Below are 18,100 nucleotides of genomic sequence, written 5' to 3' on the forward strand. Positions count from 1 at the left end.
AGGAGTGAGCCTGCTCGCGATAGCGGTGTGTCAGTGACGCATATGCCGGCTGACACTCCGCTATCGCGAGCAGGCTCACTCCTACAGGGGGTTAGGATAAGTCTGAGGGGTCAGTTCGCGGCCCAGAAAATATAATCAGCCTGATACTTCACCACTGCCTGCTGGCCCTTGTTCGCCGCCGTGCATTCACTGCCCGGCGCCACGCCGCCCTTAAGCGCAACACGCTGGATGTAACTCACGCCAGCCATCGCACCTTTACCCTCGGCAGGATTGGCCTTGACCAACTGATAGGGCAGGTTGCCCGGACTCGACGGCGCCACAGCCATTTGCGTGCCGGTGACTTTCGAACCGTCCTTGGCCTGCCAGGTGGCTGGCGGGCCGAAGTAGGTGCCGACCTGCTTGCCGCTGCGATCATTGAGCACCGCTTTCGGGCCGACGAAGGTCCACTCGGTCTGGCCCGGGGCATTGGCTTTGTCGCGGCATTCGTAGGTGATCTCGCCGACGCCAGTGGTTTCCATCGCGATCTTGTGGCCATCCGGCACTTTGATTGCGTCGGGATAACTGCTTTGGGCGAAGGTCGTGGCGCTGGCAGCGAGCAAACCGCTGAGGCAGATAAGTTGGGTGATGTTCATCAGTATGTTTCTCCAGAATGGGTAAACCGCTGACAGCCGAAGCGGGCTGTTACAAGGACTACCCATGGCAGAGGCGTTTGGATGCACCGGCCAAAAAAAATAAACCCATCCCCCTGTAGGAGCTGCCGCAGGCTGCGATCTTTTGATTTTGTTTTTAACACCAACATCAAACGATCGCAGCCTGCGGCAGCTCCTACAGGGATTCGGCGGTTTCCGTGATTTTGCGGGGGATCGCGAGGCTGGAGGCTTTCAGCAGTTCCTGGGTGTAGGGGTGCTGTGGTGCGGCGAAAATCTCGCGTGAAGAACCTTGCTCCACAACCTTGCCGTCCTTGATCACCATCAAGTCATGCGCCAGCGCATGCACCACCGCCAAGTCATGGCTGATAAACAAATACGTCAGCCCATGCCTGATCTGCAATTGGCGCAACAACTCCACCACCTGCTTCTGCACCGTACGATCCAGCGCCGAGGTCGGTTCATCGAGCAGAATCAGCGCCGGTTCCAGCACCAGCGCACGGGCGATGGAAATACGCTGGCGCTGGCCACCGGAAAACTCGTGGGGATAACGATATCGGCTCTGCGGATCGAGGCCGACTTCCTCCAGCACCCGAATCACCGCCACCTCCCGCTCGGCCTCGGTGCCAATGCCATGGGTCAGCAAGCCCTCGGCAATGATCTGCTGCACCGACATCCGTGGGCTGAGGCTGCCGAACGGATCCTGAAACACCACTTGAATCTGCCGGCGCAACGGCCGCATCAAACGCTGATTAAGCAGGCTCAGCTGTTTGTTGCCGAAACGGATATTGCCCTCGGATTCGACCAGCCGCAGGATCGCCTGGCCCAGCGTCGACTTGCCCGAACCGGACTCGCCAACAATCCCCAACGTCTTGCCGCGTTGCAGGGTGAAACTGACGCCGTCCACCGCTTTGATGTACTCCTGCTGGCGGCTGAACAGCGCTTTGGGCAGGGGAAACCAGACCTTCAAATCATCAACTTCAAGCAGGTTGTGCTCGAACTTGCTCGGCACCGGTGCACCGCTCGGTTCCGCCTCGATCAACAAGCGGCTGTAAGGATGCTGCGGCGTGCGAAACAGCGTTTCGCAATCCGCCTGCTCGACGATCTCGCCGTGGCGCATCACGCACACCCGTTGCGCAATGCGCCGCACCAGATTGAGATCGTGGCTGATCAACAACAGCGACATACCCAACCGCTGCTGCAACTCGATGAGCAACTCGAGGATCTTCTGCTGCACTGTGACATCCAGCGCCGTGGTTGGCTCATCAGCGATCAACAGCTCCGGCTCGTTGGCCAGCGCCATCGCAATCATCACCCGTTGCCGCTGACCGCCGGAAAGTTGATGCGGATAAGCTTTCAAACGCTGCAAGGGCTGGCGAATACCGACCAGCTCCAACAACTGCAAAGTCCGCTCACGGGCGGCGCGGCCCTTCAGACCCTTGTGAATTTCCAGCACTTCGCTGACCTGCCTTTCCACCGTGTGCAACGGGTTCAGCGAAGTCATCGGTTCCTGGAAAATCATCGCAATGCGGTTGCCGCGCAAACCGCGCATTTGCTGCTCGCTGGCGTGCAATAAATCCACACCGTTGTAGCGGATCGTGCCGCTGCTGCTGACGTTATTACCCGGCAACAAACGCAGAATCGAATGCGCCGTCACCGACTTGCCCGAGCCGGATTCACCGACCAGCGCCAGGCATTCGCCCCGGCGAATATCGAGGTTCAAACCGTGCACCACTTGCTGCCCGGCGAAGGCGACGCGCAAGTCACGGATCTCGATCAAATTGTCTTGCATGTCAGCTCCTCGGATCAAAGGCATCTCGGCAGGCTTCACCGATGAAAACCAACAAAGACAAAATCAGCGCCAAGGCAAAAAACGCCGTCAGCCCCAGCCACGGTGCTTGCAGATTGCGCTTGGCCTGACCGATCAACTCACCCAGCGACGCAGTGCCGGCCGGCATACCGAAGCCAAGAAAATCCAGTGCAGTCAGCGTCGCAATCGCGCCGGTCAGAATGAACGGCAGGTAGGTGAGGGTGGACGTCATCGCGTTGGGCAGGATGTGCCGGCACATCAGTTCGTTGTCGGTCAGGCCCAGCGCCCGCGCGGCTTTGACGTATTCGAGATTGCGCCCACGGAGGAACTCGGCGCGCACCACATCGACCAGCGCCAGCCAGGAAAACAGCGCCATGATCCCCAGCAACCACCAGAAACTCGGCGAGACGAACCCGGACAATATGATCAGCAGGTACAGCACCGGCAGCCCCGACCAGATCTCCAGCACGCGTTGCCCGAGCAAATCGACCCAACCGCCGTAATAACCCTGCAACGCCCCGGCAACGATGCCGATCAGCGCACTGATGCCAGTGAGGATCAGCGCAAACAGGATCGAAATCCGCGTACCGAAAATCACCCGCGCCAACACGTCGCGCGCCTGATCGTCGGTGCCCAGCCAGTTGCTCGAAGTAGGTGGGCTTGGCGCCGGTTCGCTGAGGTCGTAATTGACCGTGTCGTAGCTGAACGGGATCGGCGGAAACAGCATCCAGCCGCCCTGATCCTCGATCAGTTTGTGCACGTAACCGCTGGCGTAGTCCGGTTGAAACGGCAACTCGCCGCCGAAATCGGTTTCCAGGTAATCAGTGAGGATCGGAAAGTAAAAGGCCTCGTGATAACGGATCACCAACGGCTTGTCGTTGGCGATCAATTCACCGCCCAGACAAATCAGGCACAGACCGATAAACAACCACAACGACCAGCGTCCGCGTCGGTTGGCCTTGAACTGCGCGACGCGACGCTGGCCGAGAGGGGAGAGAGTGAACATCAGGCAGTCCTCGCCGAGAAGTCGATGCGCGGGTCGAGCAGGGTGTAGCAGAGGTCGCCGATCAGCTTGATCAACAGGCCGAACAGGGTGAACAGAAACAGCGCGCCGAACACCACTGGATAGTCGCGCGACACCGCCGCCTCGTAGCTCATGCGCCCGAGGCCGTCGAGGTTGAAGATGGTTTCGATCAGCAGGGAGCCGGCGAAGAACACCTCGATCAGCGCCGACGGCACACCGGCGACCACCAACAGCATCGCGTTGCGAAACACGTGGCCGTAGAGCACGCGGCGCTCGGTCAAACCCTTGGCCCGCGCGGTGATCACGTACTGGCGGCTGATCTCGTTGAGGAAGCTGTTCTTGGTCAAAATCGTCAGCGTGGCGAAGCCGCCAATCACCAACGCCGTCACCGGCAATACCAAGTGCCAGAGGTAGTCGCCGATCTTGCCCAGCGTGCCAAGGCTGTCGAAGTTATCCGAGACCAGCCCTTGCACCGGAAACCAATTGACGTAGCTGCCACCGGCGAACACCACAATCAGCAGAATCGCGAAAAGAAACGCCGGCATCGCATAGCCGATGATGATCGCCGTGCTGCTCCAGACATCAAACGCACTGCCGTTTTTGATCGCTTTGCGAATGCCCAACGGGATCGAAATCAGATAGGTGATCAGCGTCGCCCACAAGCCCAGCGACAGCGACACCGGCAGCTTCTGCACGATCAGGTCGGTGACCTTGGCGCCGCGAAAGAAACTGCTGCCCAGATCCAGCTGCGCGTAGTTTTTCAGCATCAGCCACAGGCGTTCATGCATCGGCTTGTCGAAGCCGTAATGGTGTTTGATTTCCTCGATCAGTGCCGGGTCGAGGCCACGGCTGCTGCGACCCGCGCCGCCAATCGCGGCGACCTCGCCACCGCCCCCCATGCTGTGCCCGCCGAAGCCTTGCAAACGCGCAATGGCCTGCTCCACCGGGCCACCCGGCGCGGCCTGCACGATGAGAAAGTTCACCACCAGAATGCACAGCAGCGTGGGGATGATCAGCAGCAAACGTCGACTCAAATAACGCAGCATGTCACTGGCCCCCCGCAAGCTGGGTGTGCATCTGTTGCGTGGTCAGCGCCTTGGCCGACACCTCCCACCAGGTGTTGAGGCCTTCGTCGTAGGCCGGTTGCACGGCGGGCATGCCGAAGCGGTTCTGGTACACCGTTGGCGTGCCTTTGGAGTAGTAGTTGGGAATCATGTAGTAACCCCATTGCAGCACCCGGTCGAGGGCGCGGGCGTAATGCACCATGGCGTCGCGGGTATTGGCCTGGACCAGCCCGTCGATCAGTTGATCGACCGCCGGATTGGCCAGCACCATCGAGTTGGAACTGCCGACTTGCGTGGCACTTTGCGAGGCGTAGAGGCTGTACAACTCGCGGCCGGGGGAGACGATCGGATCGCCGCTGCGCGGAAAACTGGTGACGATCATGTCGTAGTCGCGGGCGTTGAGGCGGTTGACGTATTGCGCCGAATCGATGCGCCGCAGATTGAGGGTGATGCCGATCTGCGCGAGGGTGCGTTTGAATGGCAACAGCATGCGGTCGAAGCCGCCCTGACCGTCGAGAAAGGTGAACTCCAGGGGCTCGCCGGCAGCGTTGACCAGGCGATTGTGTTGCGGTGTCCAGCCGGCCTCGGCGAGCAGTTTCAGCGCTTGCAGTTGCTTGTCGCGGATGTAGCCGCTGCCATCGGTTTTCGGCGCCTGATAAACCTCGGTGAAGACCTCGTCGGGGATCTGCCCGCGCAGCGGTTCGAGGATCTTCATTTCCTCGGCGTCAGGCAGCGCAGTGGCAGCCATTTCGCTCTTCGGCCAGAAGCTGTTCTGGCGCACGTAGAAGCCGCGCATCATCTGCTTGTTGGTCCACTCGAAATCCCACAGCAGGCTGATCGCCTGACGCACGCGGCGATTCTCGAAGATCGGGTTCTGCAGGTTGAACACAAAGCCTTGTGCCGCCGTCGGTTTTTCCGGCGCCAGAATCGATTGCTGCAAACGACCGTCGCGCAACGCCGGGCTGTCGTAGCCGACCACGTAACCGGACGAGGAAAACTCGCGGTTGTAGTCGAACGCGCCGGCCTGCAACAGCTGCCGAGCGACGTCGGTGTCGCCGTAGAAATTCACCGTGAGCGTGTCGAAGTTGTACATCCCGCGACTCACCGGCAGGTCTTTGCCCCACCAGTCCGGGTCGCGTTGGAAACTGATGCTGCGCCCGGCGTCGACCTTGCTCACCCGGTACGGGCCGCTGCCCAGCGGTGGCTCGAAACCGCCGCCATTGGCGAAGTCGCGGGTTTGCCACCAGTGTTCGGGGACGATGCGCATCGTCGCCAGGTCCAGCGCCAAGGTGCGGTTGAGGTTGTTCTTGAAAGTGAAACGTACCTGGCGTGGGCCTTCGATCAGCACGTCCTGGACGTCGGCGTATTGCTGGCGATAACTCAGGCTGCCCTTGGTCATGAGCAGGTTGAAGGTGTAGCGCACGTCTTCGGCGGTGATCGGCGTGCCGTCGGCAAAACGTGCTTTTGGATTGAGGGTGAAACGCACCCACAAACCCTCGGGGTCGCGCTCGATCTGCTGCGCGACCAATGCGTAAACGGTGTACGGCTCGTCGAGCGAGCGGAACGCCAATGGCGAGTACACCCAATCGTTGACCTGCACCACGGAGATGCCCTGATCGGCATACGGACTGATGTAGTTGTACTGGCCGATTTCCATCGACGCACGGCTGAGCGAACCTCCCTTGGGCGCGTGCGGATCGGCGAAATCGAAATGCTGGAAGTTCGCCGGATACTTCGGCGCCTCGCCATACACCGTCAGCGCATAACTGCCGCCGGCCAGCGCCGAGGTGCCGGAGCACAGCAGCGCACTGCCGAGCAGCAGGCCAGTCATGTTGCGCAAAAAACTCATGCAATCACTCCTCAAAATCCCTGAAAGTCCACGGACCCAATGTGGGAGCGAGCCTGCTCGCGAAGGCGTCTTGTCAGCCGACATCTCTCTTGCTGATCCACCGCTTTCGCGAGCAGGCTCGCTCCCACAGGGGGAGATGTGTTCTGTTTCTGGTTAGAAGTGGTACGTCATGCGCGCAAACAAGGTGCGGCCCAGCGGGTCGGTGTAGCGCGGGTCATAGCCGCTCTGGAAGTTGTAGGCCTGGTTGGAGAACGGCGGGTTGCGGTCGAACATGTTCTTCATCCCGGCATCGACATCCAGCACCTTGTCGAAGGTGTAGCCGGCCGACAGGTCCCACACCGAATACGACGCCACGGTCGCGTGAGTATCGCGGTCGTAGTCGTTGTAGCCGGTGGTGAAGCGGTTGGTCAGCGACGCCCGTGCCGCACCGAAGGTCCAGCTGCCGGTGAGGTTGTGTTTCCAGCGCGCGATCACGCCGTCACCCCGGAAGTCGCCAACCTTGTCGGTGAACGGGCCTTTGATGGTGCTCTGGAAGTCGTACTCGTCGACATAGGTGCCTTGCAGCCCCAGCCCGAACTGACCGTACGGCGTGTTCGGGAAGCGATAGTCGAGCGACACATCGACACCGTTGGTTTCGACGATGCCGAGGTTGGCGTTGCCGGTAACGATGTAATTGAGCGTGCCGTCGGCGTTGCGCACGAAGCGGTCCGGGTAAGAGCCGGCCTGATCAAACACGGTGGATTCCGGGAACGGCTGGATCTGGTTGGAGATGTGAATCCACCAGAAATCGAGGCCGACCGAGAGGTTGTTGACCGGCTGATAAACGAAGCCCAGGGTCACGTTACGCGCCTTCTCCGGGGCCAGATCTTGGTTGCCGCCAATCTGATTGAGGAACTGCTGACCGCAATCACGTCCGCCGTTGCCGCCCGGTTGCACGACGCCGCCGGTACACAGCACCGGGTCGTTGTAGAAGCCCTGAGTGAAGGTGATGCTGCGCGGCGAATACAGCTCGTACAGCGATGGCGCACGGAAACCTTCGCTGTAGGCGCCGCGCACCACCAGCTCTTTCAGCGGCTGATAACGGAACGAATATTTCGGGTTGGTGGTGCTGCCGAAGTCGCTGTATCTGTCGTGGCGCACGGCGGCGGACAGTTCGAGGCTGTCGAGCACCGGCACGTTGATTTCCGCATACGCGGCTTTGACGCTGCGGTCGCCCTCGACACTGCCGTTGGGATCGATGCCGAGGCTTTGGATGTCGCCGGCAAACGGCGAGAAATCCTGATGGAATTTCTCTTTGCGGTACTCGCCACCCAGCGCCAGACCGGACGGGCCGGCACCGAACCAGTCGCCGATCTCGCGACTGATGCGCCCGTCGAAACCGGCGACCCGGCCGACGGCGGTGGAGTAGGCGCCGTGGTACGCGGCATCGTCGATGTATTGCTGACCGGCCGCCGACTGCGCGCCGAACGGGTTGAGCAAGCCGCTGGCCAGACCGGCAATCATCGCCTGATCGCTGACATAACCATTGGTGACGCTGGAGACAATCTTGTTCTGGTTGTACGAGGCGCCGACGTTGTAATCCCAGCCGCCGACCAGGCCGTCGAAGCTCAGCAGAAAGCGCTGGCTGGTGTTCTGGTCTTTCGATTCACGAGGGCCAGCAGCGGTTTCGCGCCAGTTGACGTCGACCGGTTGCGTCGGGTCGAGGGCAAAACCGGTCGGGCCCGGTGTGATCCCGTTGCCGGGGTAGTAGGGCGACGAGCCATCGAGGCTCAAACCGGTCAACGGCGCCGGGCCGACAGCGGTGGCGTTGTTGTTGCGCGACCAGAAGTATTCGAGATTGACGTTGTGATCGTCGGCCAGTTTGCCGGTGGTCTTGCCGAAGAACGAGGTCTTCTCGGTTTGCGGAAGCAGGTCGATGAATTCGCGGGTACTGAAACGGCATAAACCGTCGCGCGCTACCAGGTTCGGGCCGTTGCAATTGCTATTGGCCAGCGGGTTGGTGGCATTGCCGTTCTGGCTGTAGTTGCCGGGGAACGCGGTGCCGGAGGTCTGATCCAGACCTCGGCCGGGATCGTAGTCACGGGCAAAGGAGCGGTCGTTGGCGTCGAGGTTCTGCTGCTTGTTGTAGTTGAACACGCCGAGGACGTTGAAGCGGTCTTCCTGCAGGTCGCCATAACCCCAACTGGCGCTCATGTCCTTGGTGGCACCGCCGCCGCTGTGGGTCGGGGTTTCGCCGCCGAGGGTCAACTGGCCGTCGGTCATGGATTTCTTGGTGATGAAGTTGATCACACCGCCAATGGCGTCGGTGCCGTACAGCGCGGAGGCGCCGTCCCGCAGGACTTCCACGCGCTCGATGGCGGCAAACGGGATCATGTTCAGATCCACCGCGCCGCCGGCCGAGTTGGTGCCCGACAAGGCGTTGTTGGCCAGGCGTCGACCGTTGAGCAACACCAGCGTCTTGTTCGCGCCGATGCCGCGCATGTCGGCGAACGAGGCGCCGCCCGTGGCTGCGCCGACCGAGCCGGCGCTGTTGTTCAGCGACTGGCTGCCGGTGATGCGCTGGACCAGTTCGGCGGTGGTGGTCACGCCCTGTTTGCGCAGCTCGTCAGCCTTGAGAATGGTGATCGGCACGGCGGTTTCCGCATCGACCCGGCGAATCGCCGAACCCGTCACTTCGACCCGTTGCAGTTGCGTGGTCGGCGCAACCACTGCCGCCGCAGCGGGCACGGCGGCATTGTCGTCCTCGGCCGCTTGCACAGTCCCGGCGCCCATCCCCATGGCCACCAAATAAAACGGAACAAAACGGTGGCGAGAAATCGTTGCCACCAAAGGTTTGAGCGTGAAGCGTGGAGTGTTCATCAGCATGGTTATTTCCGACTTTTCAGACGTTATCGAATTGGCCTTGTGAGCCCCTCATTGCTCCGCTTTCGGTGATACCGCGTGCGGAAAACCACTTTCTTCAAGCAAGCCGATCCCCTCCGAAGACGCCTGGCGTTTTTTCGGTCGGCTGGTTGCGACGGGATTCAGCGAACGGTGGCGGGCGCGTCTCGAAAGGCGTGCCCGGCACCGCACTCAGTGGGTGGTCATCACCGAAATCTTGCTAATGCCCGAGCGTTCGATGGACGCCATGGCTTTAGCGACCTGGCCGTAATTGACGGCGGAATCAGCCTGCAGCTGCACGCGCACCTCGCTGTCCTTCGCCTTGACCTCCTTGAGGCTGGCCTCCAGCGATTCCGGGGCCAGCTCGGTTTTCGCCAGATAGAACTTGCCGTCCTGATCGACGCTGACCACCACCGGATCCTTCTTCTCGGCGGGGGCGACGGCGTCAGTTTTCGGCAGATTCACTTTGATCGCGTTGGTCATCAGCGGTGCGGTAACAATGAACACCACCAGCAGCACGAGCATCACGTCGACCAATGGCGTGACGTTCATTTCGCTGAGCACTTCATCGCTGTCTTGAGTAGAGAACGACATCAGCTGGCCTCCCGCACGGCGGCTGTGGTTTTGCTGGCGATGGCCTGACGGCTGATGGAAAACGCGCTGCGCGAAGCGAGGGCGTCGAAGTCGTGGGCGAAGTCATCCATGTCTGCCGAGGCGAGTTTCAGGCGGCGCAGGAAGAAGTTGTAAATCAGCACCGCCGGCACCGCGACGGCGATACCCACGCCCGTGGCGATCAGCGCGTGACCGATCGGGCCGGCGACCGCTTCAAGGCTGGCCGAACCGGTTTCGCCGATGCTTTTCAGCGCTTCCATGATTCCCCACACGGTGCCGAACAAACCAATGAACGGCGCGGTGCTACCGATACTGGCGAGGATCGCCTGGCCGTTTTCCAGCGAGCGGCGTTCTTTCTGAATCTGCTGACGGAGGTTGCGTTCCAGGCGATCCGAACGGTTGATGGTGTGCGCCAGTTGTTGCGTGGTGCGCGGCGAGTCTTCTACCAATAGCGCCTCGAAACCGCTGCTGGCGATGCGCGCCAGTGCGCCCGGATACTGGCTGGCGTGTTCGGCGGCGGTGAGCAGATCCGGCGCGCCCCAAAAGGCTTTAGTGAATTGTTTGTTCTGGGTTTTCTGCCGCAAGTACTGCGCCGACTTGACCAGCAGAATCGCCCAGCTGACCACGGAAAACAGCACCAGACCCCAGAGCACGCCGGGGACAATCATCGAAGACAAATCGTTCATGGTGATACCTCGCTTGCGTTATTCGGTTGTGCGTTGATTGAGCGTTCGGTTATTGCGGCAATTTGAAATCGATGGTCTGCGTGGCGAAGCCGTCGATCGGCGTGTCACCGCGTTTGGCCGGAATAAACTTCCAGTTCTTCACGGCGGCGACAGCGGCGTCATCCAGTTGCGGTTTGCCGCTGGATTTGCTCACCGTCACCGAACCGGCGCGACCGTTGGCCAGCACCTGAATGCGCAGCACCACGCTGCCTTCCCAGTTGCGCCGCAGCGCCAGCGACGGGTATTCCGGCGGCGGGTTGCCGAGGCTGGCGAGACCGGAAACGGCTGCCGATTCCTTGACCGGACCGGGCGCGGCGGCAGGTGCCGGCGGTGCGCTCGGGGTGGCCGGCGCAGCGGGAGCGGCCGCTTGGGCCGGGGCGGGCGGGGCTTTCGGTGGCTCGACCTTTTTCACCGGTTTCGGCTTCTCGACCGGTTTCGGTTTTTCGATCGGCTTGGGTTTCTCCACCGGTTTGGGTGGTGGCTTGACCGCGTCCTCGTCCTCCACCGGTTGTTCCGGTTCCGGCGGGGGAGGTGGCGGTGGCTCGGGCGTGGGCGGTGCCGGTGGCGTCGGGCTGGTCAGCTCGACGGTCATTTCCGGAATCTGCGGCGGTGTCGGCAGTGGCTCGGTTCGCGATTGCTGGAGAAACCACCAGGCGCCGCCATGTATCAGCGCCGACACAGCCACCAGCAACATCATCTGCTGTTTATTCAAACCACCGGGTTGCGAGGTATTGGCTGTAAACGCCGGCCTGCCCGGGGGCGGCGGGATTGGCGCTTCCCGCAACGGCCCCGGCAGGGTTCTGTGCTTTACCGCATCGTTCATTAAAGCTCCCTCGGGTTGATGAAGGGCAATAAGGTGCCGTCCGAACATGTGGGGGATGTTCGAGTGGGTGGGTGCAACTTTCTTCAAGGTGTGCAGAAGCCGATAGTTGAACTATCCGGTTAACAAGGCTCGTGCAAACTTACTGGCTTGGCGCCATCGACTTCGTTTGTTCATTACCCATTCCCTGGTGTTGTTCTATATGCAGGAGCTGCCGCAGGCTGCGATCTTTTGATCTGTTTTTAAAGATCAATATCAAGATCAACAGATCGCAGCCTGCGGCAGCTCCTACAGGGGGTGTTCGGTTTGTGTTTTGCAACCGCTGTGCCAAATGTTGCTGAAATGCAGGTGGGTTATTTCATTGATGTTACCCATGTCGCATTTATATAAGTTTTGTTGGCTGGCCTGTTTATCTTCGGCGCATACAATCCCGTTGCCCCTTGCTCAGGGGCTTTTTCATGGGCGAGTCAGGCCGGGCGCAATATCAGGCTGATCAGCGAGATAGAGCGGCTGCTCTCTTGTCAGTGCGGGCACTTGCTGGTGCATGGCGGACTGATTTGGTGCGGGTCAATGTTTTAGCGGGTCAGAGGCACTGTTCCTTGTTCTTGTTTGAATGAAATCAATAGTTGGATGTTTGCTTAGTTACAGTCGTCGGTGCGTTTTTGGTGCAAATATAAATCATCCGAAGTTATTGTCTGACAATCCGGTTGAGTGCTGGTTAATACATGGCTCGCGCAATGTAATTCAGCGTTGTATTTAAAAAATAAATAGTGCTGTGCGCTCGGCGAATAACTCATCGCCAAGCACAGTGGTTGTTCGTTGGGTTCAGGTAATACAGTAAACGCGCAGGTGGCCGGTGCTGTTCAGGTGAACTCGGCTATTGGCGTAAAGGGATGCAAAGGCAGTGATGCGGCAGAACGATTGAAGATTCACGCGGTGAACTCCTTGTTGCCAGCTCGGACACACGAACTTTTGGTTCGGCATCGCACCTTACAAGAACGCGGATAGCGTTCGATGATTGCTCTTGGTGCGGGATAGGCACCCTGAGCGCTGTTTTGCGAAGTTTGAATTCGCAAGTCGCGAGTGCATGGGAAAATCGTGCCAAAACCGATACAACTGCTGACAAACTTGCTCTTGTGGCGAGGGAGCTAGCTCCCGCTGGGCTGCGAAGCAGACCTGATCCGTGCAAATGCACTACAACTGATACACCGCAGTGTCTGATTTTATGACGGCTGTGCAGCCAAGCGCGAGCAAGCTCCCTCGTCACAGGGGATGAGTCACCAACAGGAGGGGGAGATATGTATCAGCTCTACGGACATCGCAATTCAGGCGCAGCCGCCATCGAAGCGGCGCTGGAGTTGTGCCAGATCGCTTACCGCTTCATCGATATCGAGGCCAGCGCGGAAGCCGCTGAAGCCTTGGCCACACTCAACCCGCTGAAACAGATCCCGACCCTGCAATTGCCCGACGGCAGTGCGATTACCGAGAGCGCGGCGATTCTGATTCATCTGGGCCTGGCGTTTCCGGCATCCGGTTTGCTGCCGGCCGATGCTGCCGATCGCGATCAGGCGATTCGTGGCATGGTCTACATCGTCAGCAATTGCTACGCCGCTATCGGTGTTGTCGATTACCCCGAGCGCTGGCTGCTGATGCCTGACGAAGCCTCGCGGCAGAACCTGATGGCCGGCGCGCGGGAGCGTTTGCACTGGAGTTGGGAGGTGTTTGCCGACCAGTTTTCCGCCGAGTTGTACCTGGATGACGAAACACCGGGGGCGCTGGATGTGTTGGCGGCAGTGGTGACGCGCTGGGCGGGCAGCCGCGAGCATTTGCGTCAGACACGGCCGGGGTTTTATGCGTGGTTGCAGAGGATTGACCGGCATCCGGTGCTGGCGCCGGTGTTCGCCCGGCATTGGCCAGCCTGAACAAGATCAAAAGATCGCAGCCTGCGGCAGCTCCTACACGGGGCAAATGTAGGAGCTGCCGCAGGCTGCGATCTTTTAGATCTGCGGATTTATTCCCCGCGGATGTACTGCTCCAGCTGTTTGATCAGCTCGGCCTGCTCGGCAATCGCTTCCTTGACCAGGTCGCCGATCGACAGCAGGCCGATCAGCTTGCCGTCCTCTACTACCGGCAAGTGCCGCAGGCGTTTGTCGGACATGATGCCCAGGCAGGTGTCGACGGTTTGATGGGTGTCGACGGTGATCACGTTCGCCACCATGATGTCGCGCACCGGCGTGCCCACGGATGAGCGACCATGCAGCACCAGTTTACGTGCGTAGTCGCGCTCGCTGATGATGCCGACCACTTTATCGTCTTCGACCACCAGCAAGGCGCCGACGTTTTTCTCGGCCATCTTCATCAGCGCTTCGAGCACCATGTGATCAGGCTTGATCTGGTGCACTTCCTGATTTTTCTGATCTTTGAGCTTGAGCAGTTGGGCGACGGTCTTCATGGCGGTTACTCAGGTGTTGTCGTTGTTATCCAAGCATCGTAGACGCAAGCGCGCAGGGCAAGGTGGCAAAGCGGCAGATAACACGCAAAAAACGTCATTTCCAAACAAAATGCCCATCACCCGATGAAAGATGAACCTCTGTGGCGAGGGGATTTATCCCCGTTGGCCTGCGCAGCGGGCCCAAAAACAGACAACCGGGTTTTCCTGATACACCGTGTCGGATGGTTTTGGGGCTGCTTCGCAACCCAACGGGGATAAATCCCCTCGCCACAGATAAATCCCCTCATCCCAGATAAACCCTCTCATTACAGATAAATCCCCTCATCACAGATAAATCCACTCACAGATAAATCGCTACTACAAAGTATTCCAAACTGAAAACGCGGGCGCTGGAAGGGCAGCGTAGAATGCCTCTCTGTTTCAATACCCGAGGTTGCAGTGGTGGATTTACCGCATGGCTTCGTCCTGACCCGGCATTGGCGCGATACGCCGGCCGGCACCGAAGTCGAGTTCTGGCTGGCGACCGACGCCGGGCCGCGCCGTGTGCGCTTGCCGCATCAACCGTCGGTGGCGTTTATCCCTGGCGAACAGCGCGCCGTGGCCGAACGTCTGCTGCACGATGAAAAAAACGTCGAACTGCGCCCGCTGGCCCTGCAGGATTTCGAACATCGTCCGGTACTCGGCCTGTATTGCCAGCAGCACGGCCAGTTGATGCGCCTGGAAACCGCGCTCAATCGCGCCGGCGTCGACGTCTATGAAGCCGACGTGCGCCCGCCGGAACGCTACCTGATGGAGCGTTTCATCACCGCGCCGGTGTACTTCAGCGGCACCGTCGATGCCGACGGCGTCCTGCACAACGCTCACCTCAAACCTGCACCTGATTACCGACCGAAACTGCGCCTGGTCTCGCTCGACATCGAAACCACCGAAACCGGCGAGTTGTATTCCATCGCCCTCGAAGGCTGCGGCGAGCGTCAGGTGTACATGCTGGGCGCGCCCAACGGCGACGCCAGCATTGTCGATTTCGACCTCGAGTACTGCGACTCGCGCACCGTCATCCTGAAGAAACTCAACGACTGGTTCGCGCAGCATGATCCCGACGCGATCATCGGCTGGAACGTCGTGCAGTTCGACCTGCGCATCCTCCACGAACACGCCCGGCGCCTCGGCGTACCGCTGAAAATCGGCCGTGGCGGTGAAGAAATGCAATGGCGCGAACACGGTAGCCGCAATCACTATTTCGCCTCGGCGGCGGGGCGGCTGATCATCGACGGCATCGAGTCGTTGCGTTCGGCAACCTGGAGTTTTCCCTCGTTCAGTCTGGAAAACGTCGCGCAGACCTTGCTTGGCGAAGGCAAGTCGATCGACAACCCGTACCAGCGTATGGACGAAATCAACCGTATGTTCGCCGAGGACAAACCGGCGCTGGCCAAGTACAACCTCAAGGACTGCGAACTGGTCACGCGGATTTTCGCCAAGACCGAACTGCTGACGTTTTTGCTGGAACGCGCCAGCGTCACCGGATTGCCGGCCGATCGCAGCGGGGGTTCAGTCGCGGCGTTCACCCATTTGTACATGCCCTTGATGCACCGCCAGGGCTTCGTTGCGCCGAACCTCGGGACCAATCCGCCGCAGGCCAGCCCTGGCGGTTTTGTCATGGACTCGCAACCGGGGCTGTACGAGTCGGTGCTGGTGCTCGACTACAAGAGCCTGTATCCGTCGATCATCCGCACCTTTTTGATCGACCCGGTCGGGCTGATCGAAGGCTTGCAGCATCCCGATGACGCCGACTCGGTGCCGGGCTTTCGTGGCGCAAGGTTCTCGCGCACTCGCCATTGCCTGCCGTCGATCGTTTCGCGGGTCGCCGAGGGCCGCGAGACCGCCAAGCGCGAACACAACGCGCCGCTGTCGCAAGCGCTGAAGATCATCATGAACGCCTTCTACGGCGTGCTCGGTTCCAGTGGTTGCCGCTTCTTCGATACGCGGCTGGCCTCGTCGATCACTTTGCGCGGCCACGAAATCATGCTGCGCACGCGCAAACTGATCGAAGAGCAGGGCCACGCGGTGATCTATGGCGATACCGACTCGACCTTCGTCTGGCTGCGCAGCGCGCACGGGCAGGAAGAGGCGGCGCAGATCGGCCATGCGCTGGTCCAGCACGTCAACGATTGGTGGCGCGCGCATGTGCGCGAGGAATACGGCCTGGAGAGCGCCCTCGAACTGCAGTTTGAAATTCACTACAAACGCTTCCTGATGCCAACCATTCGCGGTGCGGAGGAGGGCAGCAAGAAGCGCTACGCCGGACTGGTTACCCGCGCTGACGGTAGCGATGAAATGGTCTACAAAGGCCTCGAAACCGTGCGCACCGACTGGTCGCCGCTGGCCCGGCAATTTCAGCAGGAACTGTACGAGCGGATCTTCCAGCGCAAGCCGTATCAGGAGTATGTGCGCGACTACGTGCGCAAAACCCTCGCCGGCGAGTTCGACGATCGACTGGTCTACCGCAAACGCCTGCGCCGCACCCTCGACGATTACGAGCGCAATGTGCCGCCGCACGTGCGTGCGGCGCGCCTGGCCGACGATTACAACGCGCAGCAGGGCCGTCCGCGGCAATACCAGAACGGTGGCTGGATCAGTTACGTCATCACCCTGGCCGGTCCGGAGCCGCTGGAAGTGCGTCGCGCCGGCATCGACTACGACCACTACATCAGTCGGCAGCTGCAACCGGTGGCGGACGCGATTCTGCCGTTTGTCGACGACGACTTCTCAACCCTGATCGGTGGGCAACTGGGCCTGTTTTGAGTCGAGCAACTGCAACGTCCACTCATCGAGGATGCCGTGAAAGTAGCGCTCGAGTGCCTGACTGAACACGCTGTCTTCAGCGTCAAACTGGGCGAACAGGGTCATCGAGGAATGAAACTTCAGGTCATCGGGATGGCCGAAAATTTCCGCAATCGAGCGCTGTTGTACGTTCAGCACTAACTGCGTGCAAATCCGCAGCCGCGCACCGAGCAGTTCATGGGCGAGATAGGCCCGGGCTTCCTCAGCGGAACCGATGGCGAAGCGCCGGGACATTTCACTGCCGCCAAGCCCGGCGAACTGCGCAAAGACAAACCACATCCAGTGGCTGCGCTTGCGCCCTTCGTCGAGCTCGCGTTGCACACGCTCGAACACCGGGTCCTGGGCCTGGACAAAACGTTGCAGGTTGAACGGGTCGTACTGATCAGTGCTTCTCATCGCAAAGCCCGCCAGTCGGCAGCGGCTCAGACCATGGCCAGCCGCTGCTTGCGTTGTGGCGCTTGAAACGCCTGGTCCAGCGCCGCCAGATCCCCGGCTTCCAGTTGCAGCTGCGCCGCTTGTGCATTGAGTTGCACGTGTTCGGGTCGCACAGCCTTGGGAATCGCAATCACACCATCCTGACGCAGAATCCACGCCAGCGAAACCTGCGCGGGGGTCACACCGTGACGAGCGGCAATTTGATTCAGCACAGGTTCAGCCAGCATCGCGCCGCCCTGGCCGATCGGACAGTAAGCCATCAGTGGCATCTGTTGCCGTTGGCACCACGGCAGCAGATCGAATTCGATGCCGCGTTCTTCGAGGTTGTACAGCACCTGATTGGTCGCGCAGGCCGAACTGGACAGTTCTTCGAGGTCATCGACGTCGAAATTCGACACGCCCCAGCGGCCAATCTTGCCGTCCTCGCGCAGGCGTTCGAAGGCTTCGACGGTTTCTTCCAGCGGATACTGGCCGCGCCAGTGCAGCAGATAGAGGTCGATGTAATCGGTGTCGAGCCGGCGCAGGCTGCGCTCGCAGGCTTGCGGGATGCCTTTGCGACTGGCGTTGTGCGGGTAGACCTTGCTGACCAGAAACACCTGGTCGCGAATACCGGCGATGGCTTCGCCAACCACGCTCTCGGCACCGCCCTCGGCATACATTTCGGCGCTGTCGATCAGGCTCATGCCCAGTTCGATACCGGTACGCAGCGCCGCGACTTCACGCTTGTGCGCCGAACGGTCTTCGCCCATGCGCCAGGTGCCTTGGCCAATCACCGGCACCTGCACGCCGGCCAATTCGAGGGTACGCATGCAAACCTCCTTGCTGAATGTGTCGATACCTTTAGTGGGCAGCAGGATAGCCCAGGGGTTCCGAAAGCTTCCAGATCAGGAGTCTTTATGAAGTGGCTGAAATACATTGTGGCGAGGGGATTTATCCCCGCT

14 protein-coding genes are annotated in these 18,100 nt (G+C 60.3%); 2 read left to right on the plus strand and 12 right to left on the minus strand.

The genetic code is table 11. The features are described from left to right. Positions 1–110: 110 nt before the first annotated feature. The 9 genes from C2E19_RS11415 to C2E19_RS11455 form a co-directional block, all read right to left on the minus strand. Positions 111–632, minus strand: a complete 522-nt coding sequence (locus C2E19_RS11415) for a DUF3455 domain-containing protein (RefSeq protein ID WP_129391849.1) — start codon at positions 630–632, stop codon at positions 111–113. Between the two features lie 193 nt (positions 633–825). Then, complete coding sequence (locus C2E19_RS11420) at positions 826–2,439, minus strand: ABC transporter ATP-binding protein (RefSeq protein ID WP_129391852.1); 1,614 nt, start codon at positions 2,437–2,439, stop codon at positions 826–828. A gap of 1 nt (position 2,440) precedes the next feature. Next, entirely contained in the window at positions 2,441–3,463 is a 1,023-nt protein-coding gene (locus C2E19_RS11425; protein WP_129391855.1) for an ABC transporter permease, read from the minus strand. Continuing rightward, the gene (locus C2E19_RS11430) at positions 3,463–4,527 is read right to left on the minus strand and encodes a microcin C ABC transporter permease YejB (protein WP_129391858.1); all 1,065 of its coding nucleotides are present in this window, start codon (positions 4,525–4,527) and stop codon (positions 3,463–3,465) included. Before C2E19_RS11430 ends, C2E19_RS11425 begins: the two co-directional genes overlap by 1 nt. 1 nt (position 4,528) lies before the next feature. Further along, on the minus strand, positions 4,529–6,394 hold the full coding sequence (locus C2E19_RS11435) for an extracellular solute-binding protein (RefSeq protein ID WP_129391861.1): 1,866 nt from the start codon (positions 6,392–6,394) through the stop codon (positions 4,529–4,531). A 153-nt stretch (positions 6,395–6,547) separates the two neighbouring features. Further along, on the minus strand, positions 6,548–9,259 hold the full coding sequence (locus C2E19_RS11440) for a TonB-dependent receptor (RefSeq protein WP_164979419.1): 2,712 nt from the start codon (positions 9,257–9,259) through the stop codon (positions 6,548–6,550). 207 nt (positions 9,260–9,466) lie between these two features. Further along, entirely contained in the window at positions 9,467–9,868 is a 402-nt protein-coding gene (locus tag C2E19_RS11445) for a biopolymer transporter ExbD (RefSeq protein WP_129391864.1), read from the minus strand. Beyond that, positions 9,868–10,554, minus strand: coding sequence for a MotA/TolQ/ExbB proton channel family protein (locus C2E19_RS11450; RefSeq protein ID WP_372238476.1), 687 nt, complete (start codon positions 10,552–10,554; stop codon positions 9,868–9,870). Before C2E19_RS11450 ends, C2E19_RS11445 begins: the two co-directional genes overlap by 1 nt. A gap of 67 nt (positions 10,555–10,621) precedes the next feature. Continuing rightward, positions 10,622–11,434, minus strand: coding sequence for an energy transducer TonB (locus C2E19_RS11455; RefSeq protein ID WP_129391870.1), 813 nt, complete (start codon positions 11,432–11,434; stop codon positions 10,622–10,624). A 1,295-nt stretch (positions 11,435–12,729) separates the two neighbouring features. Between C2E19_RS11455 and C2E19_RS11465 the strand changes: the two genes are divergently transcribed. Then, a complete protein-coding gene (locus C2E19_RS11465) occupies positions 12,730–13,353 on the plus strand; it encodes a glutathione S-transferase N-terminal domain-containing protein (RefSeq protein ID WP_129391873.1) in 624 nt (207 codons plus the stop codon). Positions 13,354–13,442: 89 nt separating this feature from the next. Here the strand turns inward: C2E19_RS11465 and C2E19_RS11470 are convergent, their stop codons facing one another. Then, positions 13,443–13,883, minus strand: a complete 441-nt coding sequence (locus C2E19_RS11470) for a CBS domain-containing protein (protein WP_007959054.1) — start codon at positions 13,881–13,883, stop codon at positions 13,443–13,445. Between the two features lie 441 nt (positions 13,884–14,324). On the opposite strand from C2E19_RS11470, the gene C2E19_RS11475 reads away from it, so the two are divergent. Continuing rightward, positions 14,325–16,685 (plus strand): DNA polymerase II, encoded by a 2,361-nt coding sequence (locus tag C2E19_RS11475; RefSeq protein WP_164979420.1) that lies wholly within the window; start codon positions 14,325–14,327, stop codon positions 16,683–16,685. Here C2E19_RS11475 and C2E19_RS11480 read toward each other — a convergent pair. Next, positions 16,650–17,120, minus strand: coding sequence for a DUF1810 domain-containing protein (locus C2E19_RS11480; protein ID WP_129391880.1), 471 nt, complete (start codon positions 17,118–17,120; stop codon positions 16,650–16,652). The genes C2E19_RS11475 and C2E19_RS11480 overlap by 36 nt on opposite strands. 26 nt (positions 17,121–17,146) lie before the next feature. Then, positions 17,147–17,968 carry an aldo/keto reductase gene (locus tag C2E19_RS11485; RefSeq protein WP_129391883.1) on the minus strand — a complete coding sequence of 274 codons (822 nt, stop codon included), beginning with the start codon at positions 17,966–17,968 and terminating at the stop codon, positions 17,147–17,149. Positions 17,969–18,100: the final 132 nt, after the last annotated feature.

This window comes from Pseudomonas sp. DTU12.3 (genome assembly GCF_004124275.1).
GTDB lineage: Bacteria > Pseudomonadota > Gammaproteobacteria > Pseudomonadales > Pseudomonadaceae > Aquipseudomonas > Aquipseudomonas helmanticensis.